The organism is Stenotrophomonas sp. 3(2025), assembly GCF_052665395.1.
Genome location: NZ_JBQOIF010000028.1, coordinates 1 through 12,445 on the forward strand (window position 1 = coordinate 1; position 12,445 = coordinate 12,445).

A 12,445-nucleotide genomic window follows, 5' to 3' on the forward strand; every position below is an offset into this window, starting at 1 on the left:
GCGGTGTCGGATTGCGGGGTGTCAGCCGCATGGATGCGGCTGCCAAGCCTACAAGGACGTACTTGCGGCGTCCCCGCCATCCGACACCGCCCCGCCCCCCACGGAATACCCGCTGTTGCTGTTGCTGTTGCTGTTGCTGTTGCGGTTGAGGTTGCCGGCCAGCGGCCGGCACCACAGCAGGTGCAGGGCGCAGCCCTGCCGAACCACCCTCAACGCAGACGGATCAGCAGGCTGCCACCGGCGCAGATCGTCGCCAGCCACGCCACGCCGTGCCAACCCCACTGCGCCAGCGCCAGGCTGCCCAACGCACCGCCGCCAGCCATGCCGATGAACATGCCGGTGAACAGCAGTGCATTGAGGCGACTGCGCGCCGGCGGCACCAGGCCGTAGACCAGGGTCTGGTGCGCGACCAGCGCCGACTGGAAACCGAAGTCGAACAGCAGCGCGCTGACCACCAGCAGCGGCAGCAGCGCCACGGCCGGCAGCCACGAATCAACCAGCAACAGCGCAAAGCCAACCAGGGCGATGGCAATCGCCAACCGCGCGACCGCAGGGCTGCCCAACCGATCTGCAAAACGACCGGCAACCGGTGCCGCCAATGCACCGGCAGCACCGGCAATGCCGAACGCACCCGCGGCGGCACTGCCCAGGCCCAGCCGTGCGTGCAGCATCAGCGCCAGCGTCGACCAGAACGCACTGAAGCCCACCGCCAGCAGCGACTGGCTGGCCACGGCGCGGCGCAGCTGCGGCTGCTCACGCCAGAGCGCCAGCAACGAACCCAGCAGCGCCGGATACCGCAGCGTACTGGTCGCAGCGAAGTGCGGCAGTGCGCGTGCCATCACCGCCCCCATCGCCAGCACCGAAAGCGCAGCGAGGCCGAACTGCACGCGCCAGCCCCAGGCTTCGGCCACCACGCCGCTGACCACGCGCGACAGCAGGATGCCCAGCAGCAGGCCGGTCATCACCCTGCCCACCACCTGCCCGCGCTGCGCATCCGGTGCCAGCACTGCGGCGGCCGGCACGATGTCCTGTGCCAGCGTGGCCATCAGCCCCACCAGCAGGCTGGCAACAAGAAGCCCCGGCAACTGGCCGGCCAGGGCGGCCGCCCCCAAAGCCAACGCCAGCAGCACCGACTTCAGCAGGATCAGGTTGCGCCGGTCGAAGCGGTCGCCCAACGGAGCCAGCAGCAGTATGCCCAGCGCATAACCCAGCTGGGTCAGGGTCGGCACCAGGCCCACGGCACGCTCGCCCGCAGCCAGATCCTGCGCGATCAGGCCCAGCATCGGCTGGCTGTAATAGAGCGAGGCCACCGAAAAGCCGGCGCCGGCGGCCATTGCCACCACCAGTGATGGCGCGGGCGCAGCGCTGGGCGCAGAGACGATGGAGAGCGAAGGAGTGGGCATGGAGGACACCAGGGAGAGAATTGGAGCCTAGCGTGCCCACATTCGTGTATCGCCTGTAGTAGGCTAAATCACATACTTTACATACGCGACGCGCATGAATGACCTTGCATCAGGCGGCGACCGCCTGGACCTGCTGCGTACCTTCCTGCGCATCGTCGACAGCGGCAGCCTTTCGGCCGCCGCCGTGCAGCTGGGCACCACCCAGCCCACCGTCAGCCGTCGGCTTCAAGCCCTGGAACGGCAGCTGGGCCTGCGCCTGCTGCAGCGCTCTACCCACGGCCTGCTGCTGACCGAGGACGGCCAGCGCTGCCAACGCCATGCGCAGCGGGTGGTGGACGAATGGGAAGCGCTGCAGGCCGAGCTGCACGGGCAGACACAGAGGCTCAGCGGCCGCCTGCGGGTGATGGTGCCGCATGCGTTCGGCCAGGCGCAGCTGCTGCCCACCATGCTCGACTTCCTGGCCCAGCATCCACAACTGAGCCTGGAATGGATCCTCGAGGACCGCCGCCCGGACTTCATCGCCGAAGGCATCGACTGCGCGGTGCGGGTCGGCGCGGTCGATGAGCCGCGCGTGGTTGCCCTGCCCCTGGCCGAAGTACCTCGCATTGTCGTGGCCGCACCGTCGCTGGCCGATGCGGAGTCGATCACCACCCCCGAACAGGCGCAGGCATTGCCGTGGATCTCGCTGGTCACCTACTACCGCGAACGTCTGCTGCTGCACGATGCGCAGGGCCGTGCGCACACGCTGTCGATCACGCCGCGCCTGCTGAGTGACAACCTGTTCGTGGTGCAGCAGGCCGCACGTGCAGGATTGGGGGCCGCAGTGGTGTCGGCCTGGCTGGTGGCCGAGGATCTGGCCGAAGGCCGGTTGGTGCAGCTTTTAGCGGACTGGCAGGCACCACCACTGCCGGTGCATCTGGTGTTCCCCGCTGCGCGACAGCAACCGCTGCGCCTGCGCGCCTTCATCGATGCGATGAAAACCACGCTGCCGCAGCTGCATGGCATGCGGCCGGCACCGCGCTAGGCGCTACCGGCCGCATCACTGCGAAGCGTGGTCCTGCTTCGCCACGGCATTCCATGCAGCGACCTTTGCCTTGGTGTCGGCCAGCATCTTGTCCAGCGCCGCGCGATCGTACACATCACCGCGCAGGATCACGCTGTCGATCTTTTCGGTGGCAGCGATGTCCTGCAACGGGTTGGCGGTCAGCAGCACCAGATCGGCCGCCTTGCCCGTGGCGACGCCGCCATAGCGCTGCATCTGGCCGAACCAGGCCGGGCCCGAACGGGTCGCGGCCGACAGCGCCTGCGGTGCGCTCAGGCCTTCCTTCACGAACAGCTGCAGTTCCTGGTGCAGGCCGATGCCGGGGTAGTTGAACGAATTGAGGAAGCCGGCATCGGTACCGGCAATGATCGTCACTCCCGCTTCCTGCAGCAGCGGCAGCACCGCAGCCACCTGGTGGTACTGCGCATGGCGCGCCTCGATCTGCGCCGGGGTGGCCTTGGCCGCCCGTTTGATGCGCCAGGTGTAGGTCGCGCGCAGGCCCGGGCCGATATAGGCCAGATACGGGTCGTTGGCGTGGTCGTCCTGGTCGAGGAAGTCGAGGATGCGGCCACCGTTGAGGGTCGGCGTCACGAATACGCCACGCTTGGCGAAATCACGGTAGGCATGCAGCGCGGTTTCGCGATCAAAGCTGGCGTCGAGCCGGCGGTTGGCTTCGGCGCGATCGATGCGCCCGGCGCCGAAATCGGCCGCGATCTGCGCCTCGTCCTTGCTGCCAGCCTTGAAGGCATAGTCCAGATGCTCGATCGAGGCCAGGCCCGCATCCACGGCCTGCTCCACCGTCAACGCCATCGGAATGTGGCCCGAGGCCTTGAGACCCGCCTTGCGCGCCGCGCTGGCCGAGTACAGGAACAGCTCCGGCGTCAGCGTGCTGTCGGTGATCTTCACGAAGTCGACCTTGTCGTGCTGCAGGCGCTCGATCGCCTTGTCCGCGTCGGCCTTGCTGCCCACTTCGATGGTGCCCTTCCAGACCGGCTTGATGCCTTCGATTTTCGCACCGGAGGTCAGCAGGCGCGGACCGAACAGCGTGCCGTTGGCGATGTCGCCGCGCCACTGCAGTACCTGCTGCGGAAGATCACCGGAGCAATCGCGGATCGTGGTGATGCCATGGGCGATGTACAGCGGCAGCAGCGCCTTGTTCTCTTCCACCAGCGCCGGACCACCACCGAAATGCACGTGCATGTCCCACAGGCCTGGAATCAGGTACTTGCCCTTGGCGTCGATCTGCCGGCTGGCGCTCCACTGGCTGCGTAGCTGCGCATCGGGACCGACCGCGACGATGTCCTCGCCACGGATGACCACGCTCTGCCCGGGCACGCTGCGTGCGTGCTCGACATCGACCACCGTGGCGTTGCGGATCAGCAGATCGGCGCGTTCGGCGGCAGAGGCCGACAGCGGTGCAACGGCAAGAAGGACGGCAAGGGACAACGGATGGGAACGGAACATGGACGGCATCCTGGTGGGCACGGCAGCGTGCGGGTGGAAGGGGCGGGTGTCAGCGCGTCGCGCCATGCTGGCGCAGCAGGGTTTCGATGTTGGTGTAGCCGCGTTGCTTGGCATGCGCCAGCGGTGTTACGCCGTCGCCATCGGCAAGCTCGGGGTTGGCACCAGCGTCCAGCAGTAGCTGTACGATCTGCACGTGGCGCGGGCCGCCATCGCCAAGCAGGATCGCCTCCAGCAGTGCAGTCCAGTGCAGGCGGTTGACATGATCCACGGCCACGCCGGCGCGCAGCAGCGTACGCACGGTGGCGACGTGGCCGCGTTCGGCCGCAGGAATCAGCGCGGTACCGCCATAGCGGTTGGTGCTGCGCAGGTCTGCACCGTGGGCGAGCGTCAGCGCCAGGATCTCATCCAGGCCGCGCGCGCCGGCATACAGGTACGCGCTGTCCTGCATCGCGTCCTTGGCATTGACATCGGCACCGGCCTCGATCAGTTCCCGCGCCGCGTCCACGCTGTTGCCGTGGGTGGCCAGCAGCAGGGCCGTGCGGCCTTGGCCGTCACGCGCCTCCAGATCGGCACCCGCATCCAGTGCCTCGCGCACGGCGCGGGCATCACCGCGGCTGGCGGCATCGCGCAGCTGCGCATCGGCGTCGCTTCGGGACGTCGCCGTACACGCCGGGATGACCATGGCCAGCAGGCACAGCAGCAGCATGCGGGCCAATGCCGAACGGCGCTGCCGGGAGCGAGGGTGGTGCATCGTGACTCTCCTCATGCGCAATGGCGCCGACCATTGCCGGCCCCTGCCCTGCATGGTAGAAGTCGGCACGGGTATCCAGAAGTGAAATGTTCAAATGCAAGACAGTGCCAAATCGAATAGAACAGTGTTCGAACTGGACCTGCTGCGGGCCCTGGTGATGGTCGCCGACTGTGGCAGCTTCACCACCGCGGCCACCCGTCTGCATTCAACCCAGTCCACGGTCAGCCAGAAGATCCGCCGCCTGGAGGAGCTTGCCGGCCACCGCCTGCTTGAACGCAGCCACCGCGACGTGCATCCCACCGACGCCGGGCACACCCTGCTGGGCTATGCCCGGCGCATGCTGGATCTGAACGAGGAACTGGCCCAGGCCTTGGCCGGCGCCACCGTGGAGACCGCGGTGCGCATCGGCGTGCCGGAGGATTTCGTGAACCCGCAGACCACGCGCATGCTGGCCGCCTTCAGTCGCCGCCACCCGCAGGTCAAGCTGGAAATCAGCAGCGGCCTCAGCCGTGATCTGGCCCATGGCTTCGACCATGGCGAGCTGGACCTGGTGCTCGTCAAGCAGCGTCGCAACACCCGCCAGGCCGTGCACTGCCGGCGCGAACCGATGCACTGGATCGACAGCCTGCGCAGCAGCAGCCTGCAGCAGGACCCGCTGCCACTGGTCACCTTCCCGCCGCGCGGGCTGTACCGCGACGAGATGATCCAGGCCGTCGAGGCCTTGGGCCTGCGCTGGCGCATCGCGTTCACCAGTTCCTCGCTGAGCGGCATCCAGGGCGCGGTGGCCGACGGCATCGGCATCAGTCTGCTGCCACGGCGCGCGGTCAACCGCGAACACCGCATCATCGATGGGCAGCGCGACCTGCCCCTTGTCGACAACTACGAGATCGGCCTGCTGCATCGTGCCGATGCCGATGATGCAGTGCGTGCGCTGGCCAGCGAGTTGTGGCGCCAGGTGCAGCGCGAGCCGGAATAGTCGCCAGGGCTGCGCCCTGTACCGCATGGGTAGTGCCGGCCGCTGGCCGGCAACCTCAACGGCAACGGCAACAGCAACAGCAACAGCTGGTTTCCTGTGGGATGGCGGGGTGGGTGTCGACCTTGGTCGACCAGTAGATCCACGCCACGCGTGGATGCTTTTCGAGATATTCGATTTCCAATGGAGATTCATCCACGCATGGCGTGGATCTACTGGTTACCGGGAAAACTGTCGGAGGCGGTGCGGTGTCGGATTGCGGGGTGTCAGCCGCATGGATGCGGCTGCCGAGCCTACAGGGACGTACTTGCGGCGTCCCCGCAATCCGACACCGCACCGCCCTCCCACGGCATGCCGCTGTTGCTTCGGCTGTTGCTGTTGAGGTTGCCGGCCAGCGGCCGGCACTACCAGGTGCTACCGGGCACCGCCCGGGCGCTACAGCCAACGGCCGTCGACCACCACGCGTCGCTCGGCCGGCACTGCGGCCACCGCCGCCGGGCCATGGTCGGCACGCACCGCCACGAAGGTAGCCGGACGACCTTCTGCAATGCCGTATTGCGGCAACCCGATCACCTCCGCCGCATGGGTGGTGACCATGTCCAGCGCCAGCATCAGGTCCGCATCGGTGTAGAAACCCGACCGATAGCCCAGCAGCATCGCCCGCTGCAGCAGGTCGCCATTGCCATAGGGCCACCAGCAGTCGCGGATGTTGTCGTTGCCGGCAAACACGCGCACACCGGCGTCGTGCAGAGCACGCAGCGGCGGGAACGGATGGTCGCCCGGCGCATTGCTCATGATCGCTACGCCTGCGGCAGCCAAGGCCTCACCCACCTGCAGCGCCCGCGCCAACGGCACCTCGCCCAGCGCATAGGCGTGACTGACCGCCACCCTGCCCTGCAGGCCCGCCGCGCGTGTGCGCGCGGCGATCCTCAGCAGCTGCGCCAGCCCGGTCTCGCCCGGCTCGTGCAGATGGATGTCCAGACGCACGCCATAGCGCTCGGCCAGCCCGAACAACAGCGCAAGCTGGCCTTCGGCATCCCCGTCCAGCGTGCTCGGGTCGATGCCTCCAAGCACCTCCACCCCGGCAGCAATCGCCTGTTCCAGAATGGCCGCCGTACCCGGGCACGACATCACGCCGGCCTGTGGGAATGCCACCCACTGGATGCGCATGATGTCGGCACAACGCAGCGCCGCTTCACGCACCGCCTCCAGGTGACGCAGGCCGGTGCTGCCATCGATGTCGACGTGGCACCGCATCGCCACCGTACCGAATCCGCTGCACTGGCGGATCAGGTCCTCGGCACGATCGGCCATGGGTGCGGCGGTGGCAATCGCGGCCTTTTCCACCGCCAGACGCTCGCGCAGGCTGTTCACCGGCTGATGCGGATGCCAGCGGTCGCCGACGAAACTCTTGTCCAGGTGGATATGGCCGTCGACCAGTCCAGGCAGCAGGGTAAAGCCGGTCAGATCGACGCTTTCGGCTCCCTGTACGGCTGCATCGTCGCCATTGATGCCGGCAAACCGCCCATCACGGATGTGGAAATGCAGCGGGGCACCGTCGCGATCGACGCCACCATGGACGAACTGCAGGGTCATCAGGTTCTCCCGGAAAACCAACACTGGCGCCATCCTGCCCGCCGCCGCGTCCATCGGCCAACGAAATATCTGCATGCCATGCATTCACCGGCACGATGAATCCCGTCCGCGACCGTGCGCCGCAGGGACGCCGGATACACGCCTGAACGGGTAACATGGGCGCCTGTTTCCGCTGTGATGCCGCATGGGCCCGTCCGACCGCCACGATCGTCTGCGCCGCTGGCAGGCCGCGTCCCTGCTGGCCGCTGCCCCGATCGCCAGCCTGTCCGCCACCGATGCCAGCGCCAGCGCGCCCCTGCAGGCGCCGCCGGGCCAGCAGCGGATTGCCTCCGCCGCGCTGGTGGAGGTACTGCACCAGCGCGTGCTGGCCGGCCAGAGCGCCACCGCCACCCTGGAAAGCTGGTGCGCCGAGCACGGCCTGGCCGAGCAGGCCCGGGTCCGTGCCGTGCGTGTGCACGGCCAGGACAAGACCGCGCCGGCCGACGTGCTGCAGGCCCTGGGCGCCACTGCCTCCACGCCCCTGCGTTACCGGCGCGTGCAGCTGGCCTGCGGCAGCCGCGTGCTGTCCGAGGCCGACAACTGGTACCTGCCCGACCATCTCAGCCCGGCCATGAACCAGGTCCTGGACACGACCGACGAGCCGTTCGGGCGCGTGGTCGGTCCGCTGGGCTTCCAGCGCCAGACCGTGACCGACCAGACGTTCTGGCCGCCGCGCGGCGAAGGCGACCATGGTGTGATCCTGGAAGTGCGCGCGCTGCTGCGCGACCGCCAGCAGCAGCCTTTCAGCTACGTCATCGAGTCGTACCTCACGCAGGCACTGCCCTGATCCACCCGCAGATAGAGAAAGGCCCGGCAATGCCGGGCCTTTCGTTTTGCATCGCTTAACGGAACCGGTAATCCAGCTGCACCCAGAACTGACGGCCATACGGGTCGTAGTTGCCGACCGGATAGAACGGCCAACCGCCACCGTTCTTGTCCGCCGGCGGGCGGCTGTCGCGCAGGTTGTTGACGATCACGCCCACCGACAGGTTTTCGCCGAACTGGCGGAACACGCTGGCGTTGTAGGTCATGTACGGTGCGATGCGGCCACTGCCATCGGTCTTGGGCAGCGAGCCGAAACGGTTGCCATACAGCGTCGTGGTCCAATCGCCCTGGTTCCAGGTGACGCTGCCATTGGCCTTGCTGCGCCACTGGTAGTCATCCAGCGAATTGCGGATGTCGCGCACTTCGTCATCGGCGAACTGCTTGTACTCATGCTCCAGCACCAGGGTGTAGGCCAGGCGCGTGGTGAAGCGGCCATAGCGGCCCGCATCGAAGCGCCAGTTGCCCTTCAGGTCGATGCCGCGCACCGACTCCGATGCCGCATTGATCGGGTTGATCAGTACGCGGGTTACCTGGTCCGGCTGCACGCTGGCAGTGGAGGGGTTGCGGATCACCCGCGACAGCGCGTCCTGGCACAGCGACGAGCTGATGTCGCGCGCTTCACCGCCGAGGGTGCGGCCCAGCCGGCAATCGGCCTCATCACGCAGGATGCGGCTGGTGTCGAGGCTGGTCACTTCGTTGTCGATGTGGATGTCGTAGTAGTCGGCGCTGAAATCCAGCCCGGACAGTGGCGACCAGACCACGCCGAAGCCGTACGATTTGGCCGACTCCGGCTGCAGCTGCGGGTTGGCGCGGTTGCTGTAGTCGATCGACAGGCCGTTGTAGTCGCAGTTGTCATACGACTGGCCGGCGGTGCGGCAGCGCCAGTAGTCGGTCATGCCGGGGTTGTAGCCTCGGGTCTCGGTGGCGAACACATAGTTCATGTCCGGCGCACGGAAGCTGGTGGCCGCGGTGCCGCGAATCAGCAGGCTTTCGATCGGACGGAATTCGACACCGAAGCTCCAGGTCGCCTTGCCGATATGCTCGCCGCCGGCGCGGTACTGGTCGTAGCGACCTGCCAGGGTGGTGGTCAGCGACTGCAGCAACGGCAGCTGCAGTTCAACACCGGCCGCATAGCGGTCACGTTCGCCACCAGCACCGATGCCGGCGCTGGTGTTCCAGAATTCGCCGGTGCCCAAGCGCGGGTCCGGGCGGTTGCGGTAGCCCTGGCTGCCCGCTTCGACCACCGCGGCCAATGCGGCATCGCCACCGGGCAACGCGAACAGGCGGCCGTTGACCGTCGCGCTGAAGGTCTGCAGCCACGCGGCATTGCGGCTTTCCTGGTAGTCGGACAGGCGGCCGTACTCGTCGGGCGTCAATGGCTGGAACAGGCGCGCAGGGTCTGGTGCGTAGACCTCCACACCGTTGCGCACACCCAGCTGCGGGCCCAGCAGGTACTCGTTGATGCCGGCCAGCAGCACCGGGCGGCGCGTACGGTTCTCGTAGCGCGAGCGGCTGTAGACGGCCTCGTAGTCCCAGCCGCTGTCGCCGATCTGGCCACGCGCACCGACGTTGAACGACCACGAGCTTTCCAGGAAGCGATTGGCATTGCGCGGCAGGCCGCCGATTTCCTCCGGCGCGAAGCGGCGGTACCAGCTCTCCAGGTTGCCCGTGTTCTGGTTGTAGAAGTAGTTGCGTGACGAGGTCCAGGTGGGCGCGCGGGTATTGTTGTTGATCCGTGCGCTGCCCAGCGCGACATCCGCAAACAGGTCGGTGGTGTCGTTGACGTGGAAGGTCAGCAGGCCGTAACCGTTGAGGTTGCGCTTCTCGGTCTGCACGGTCCAGTAACTGGCAGCGGCTTCGTTGCTGCCGCAGTACCAGCCCTGGCGCGGGTTGTTGGCGCGCAGCACGCTGCCACCGTAGATGGACGAAGCCGCATCGCAGCCGGCGGTGCCCGGATCGATGTTGCGACCGGTGGCTGCATTGCGACGATAGGCGACGGCCGTCGGCTGCGGCGCCTTGCCGGTGGGGTCATCGTCCAGCGAATCCATGAAATCGCGCTGGCGCGCATGGATCGCCTTGCGCACGTCCAGTTCGAAGCCGAACAGGCCTTCCCAGCGGTCGCCCGAGCTGCCTCCCACAACCTGCACGCGCTGGTTGTCACCACCGCCCTGCTGGGTGCCGCCGGCACGCACGTTGACGTCCACGCCGTCGAAGCGGTCCTTGAGGATGATGTTGACCACACCGGCGATGGCATCGGAGCCATACACCGCAGATGCCCCTGCGGCCAGCACCTCGATGCGCTCGATCAGCGCACTGGGGATGTTGGCCAGGTTGACCACGTTCACCGAGCCTTCGTAGGCCAGCGGATAGTCGGCCTGACGGCGGCCGTTGACCAGCACCAGCGTGCGGTTCGGGCCCAGGCCACGCAGGTTGATGGTGTTCGCCGCCGGTGTGAAGGTATTGCCGAAGTCCTCGCCCTGCACGTTGCCGGTGTTCTCGGTGAGCGCGCTCAACGCATCGAATGCATTGCGATAGCCCTGCGCATCGATCTGCTCGCGGCTGATCACCGTGACCGGCGACGGCCCCTCGACACTGGCACGCGGGATGCGCGAGCCGGTGACCTTCACTTCCTGCAATGAGGTGGGTGCGCTTTCCTGCGCGAAGGCCGGCAACGAGGCCAGCATCAGGGACGACAAGGCAAGCACCAGCGGACGCGGGCGCAGCGCCAGGGAAGAGGCGGACATGGGCTTCCTGGGGGAGTTGGGCGGGTGGTCCGGGGCGCTGGCGACGGTGCGCGCATAACGATCCCGTAACGAAAGTGTCCTGAACGGATGGTTGCAACGGAAATGACCAGGCTTGATGGCGTTATGCCTGAACCGAATCAGACCGCAGCCAGCGACCGCGCCGCATTTACAACTTCTTTCATTGTTCCCCCTCGCCGGCCTGCGGCATCGTCCCACCCCATGAACCGGTATTTCCCTACTTCCCTGCCACCGCTGCGGCCGGTGCTGCGCCGCCACCTCCTGCTGCTCCAGCACGGGCCTGTGGTGCTGCGGCCGTTGCAGCGTTCAGACCTTTCCGCCTGGCGTCACCACTATCGTCAGGTCGAACGCAGCGGCAACCCGCCTGACCATTTCGATGCCGAAGCCCATTTCCTCTGCGGTGTTCAGCGTTCGCAGCTGCAACACGACAACGATCAGTTGCTGCTGGGCAGCTTCGACGCAGCGGGTGAGCTGCTGGACCAGTTGAACCTGCGCCTGCATTGCGCGCATGCGCGCAGCGTTGAACTGCGTTGGCTGCATGCCGCAGGCTGTCCCCAGCGGCGGCAGCTGCACGCTTCGTTGCAGGCGCTGTGCACGTTCCTGTTCGAACAGGTGGGAATCCGTCGCCTGTTCGTGCTGCTGCCGCCCGATGCAGGCAGCGCGCTGGTCGCTACCCTGCAGGCGATCGGCTTCGAGCGCGAAGGCCTGCTGCGCGACCACCACCTGGATGTCGAAGGCTGGCAGGACCGCCAGCTCTACGCCCTGACAGCCCCTGCCTGGCGGCAACGGCAGTCAGCAGAGAACTAGCGCACCCGCTCCAGCGAAGCATCCGCGCCGGTCAACACGCTGCAGGCATGGTCCTGCAGCTCCTCGGCGCTGGCATCGTTGTCGCTGCCGGGATCCAGCTGCGTGGCCAGCAGGATGAAACCCGGCGCGCCATGCACGTCCTCGTGCCCCGCCACCAGCAGGCTCCATTGGCCAACCCTGTCCACACCGCTCAGGCCATAGGCCAGCAGGTTGAGGGGATTGGCAGTCAACGCCTCGCCCGGCAGCAACCGCGCCTGGTATTGATGGCCGCGCAGCCGTACCGGCAGCGGTGCCCACTGCGTGCCGAGGGCCGCGCGATTGTCTTCCAGCGCCCGCAGCACGTCGGCGCGCAGGCAGTCGACGTGGATGTGCAGCTGGTGCTGCGAACGTCCATGCGGCGAGTTCAATGCCAGGCTGGCGACGCTGCGCGGCAACCGCTGGCCAAGTGCCTGCTCGGTACGAGCGCGGGCCTGCCAGGCGGCAGCAAAGTAATTGGGTGCCCCGCGCCGGTACAACGCGGGACTTTCGATGCCACTGACCTTGTCCAGCGGCATCAGCAGGAACTGATAGCGGCCGTGCGCGTCCTTGACCAGCACGTCGCGGTGATCAACGGCCGGGCGCACCTGCAGGCAATCGCCGCGTGGCGACGGTCCGCCCTGGCAATCACGTTCGATCAGGCGCCACAGCGCATCCGAATGGGCCGGTGGCGGCACAGGGGGCACGCTGGCACAACCGGCCAGCAACAGCAGGGGCAGCAACAGAAATCGCACGGCAACAACTCGC

General features: G+C 67.2%; 10 protein-coding genes. 4 read left to right on the forward strand and 6 right to left on the reverse strand.

The genetic code is table 11. The annotated features are described in order from the left end of the window. Positions 1–209 precede the first annotated feature (209 nt). Positions 210–1,403: an MFS transporter gene (locus ACUXVE_RS17530; protein ID WP_445514877.1), complete on the reverse strand. Its 1,194-nt coding sequence runs from the start codon at positions 1,401–1,403 to the stop codon at positions 210–212. A 94-nt stretch (positions 1,404–1,497) separates the two neighbouring features. On the opposite strand from ACUXVE_RS17530, the gene ACUXVE_RS17535 reads away from it, so the two are divergent. Continuing rightward, entirely contained in the window at positions 1,498–2,427 is a 930-nt protein-coding gene (locus ACUXVE_RS17535) for a LysR family transcriptional regulator (protein WP_025878522.1), read from the forward strand. Between the two features lie 15 nt (positions 2,428–2,442). Here ACUXVE_RS17535 and ACUXVE_RS17540 read toward each other — a convergent pair whose 3' ends face one another. Then, complete coding sequence (locus ACUXVE_RS17540; protein ID WP_445514878.1) at positions 2,443–3,909, reverse strand: amidohydrolase family protein; 1,467 nt, start codon at positions 3,907–3,909, stop codon at positions 2,443–2,445. Positions 3,910–3,958: 49 nt separating this feature from the next. Then, complete coding sequence (locus ACUXVE_RS17545) at positions 3,959–4,660, reverse strand: ankyrin repeat domain-containing protein (RefSeq protein WP_032975275.1); 702 nt, start codon at positions 4,658–4,660, stop codon at positions 3,959–3,961. Between the two features lie 94 nt (positions 4,661–4,754). On the opposite strand from ACUXVE_RS17545, the gene ACUXVE_RS17550 reads away from it, so the two are divergent. Further along, entirely contained in the window at positions 4,755–5,636 is an 882-nt protein-coding gene (locus ACUXVE_RS17550; protein ID WP_445514879.1) for a LysR substrate-binding domain-containing protein, read from the forward strand. A 432-nt stretch (positions 5,637–6,068) separates the two neighbouring features. Here ACUXVE_RS17550 and ACUXVE_RS17555 read toward each other — a convergent pair whose 3' ends face one another. Then, positions 6,069–7,229 (reverse strand): amidohydrolase family protein, encoded by a 1,161-nt coding sequence (locus ACUXVE_RS17555; RefSeq protein WP_222389157.1) that lies wholly within the window; start codon positions 7,227–7,229, stop codon positions 6,069–6,071. A 184-nt stretch (positions 7,230–7,413) separates the two neighbouring features. Here ACUXVE_RS17555 and ACUXVE_RS17560 point away from each other — a divergent pair, with 184 nt between their 5' ends. Next, the gene (locus tag ACUXVE_RS17560; RefSeq protein ID WP_223495368.1) at positions 7,414–8,055 is read left to right on the forward strand and encodes a hypothetical protein; all 642 of its coding nucleotides are present in this window, start codon (positions 7,414–7,416) and stop codon (positions 8,053–8,055) included. A 55-nt stretch (positions 8,056–8,110) separates the two neighbouring features. On the opposite strand, the gene ACUXVE_RS17565 is transcribed toward ACUXVE_RS17560, so the two are convergent. After that, positions 8,111–10,837, reverse strand: coding sequence for a TonB-dependent receptor domain-containing protein (locus ACUXVE_RS17565; protein WP_445514880.1), 2,727 nt, complete (start codon positions 10,835–10,837; stop codon positions 8,111–8,113). A gap of 219 nt (positions 10,838–11,056) precedes the next feature. Between ACUXVE_RS17565 and ACUXVE_RS17570 the strand changes: the two genes are divergently transcribed. After that, positions 11,057–11,662: a GNAT family N-acetyltransferase gene (locus tag ACUXVE_RS17570; protein ID WP_093819196.1), complete on the forward strand. Its 606-nt coding sequence runs from the start codon at positions 11,057–11,059 to the stop codon at positions 11,660–11,662. Here the strand turns inward: ACUXVE_RS17570 and ACUXVE_RS17575 are convergent. Beyond that, positions 11,659–12,432: a CDP-diacylglycerol diphosphatase gene (locus ACUXVE_RS17575; protein ID WP_445514881.1), complete on the reverse strand. Its 774-nt coding sequence runs from the start codon at positions 12,430–12,432 to the stop codon at positions 11,659–11,661. The two genes, ACUXVE_RS17570 and ACUXVE_RS17575, sit on opposite strands and share 4 nt — an antisense overlap. Between the last annotated feature and the right edge of the window lie 13 nt (positions 12,433–12,445).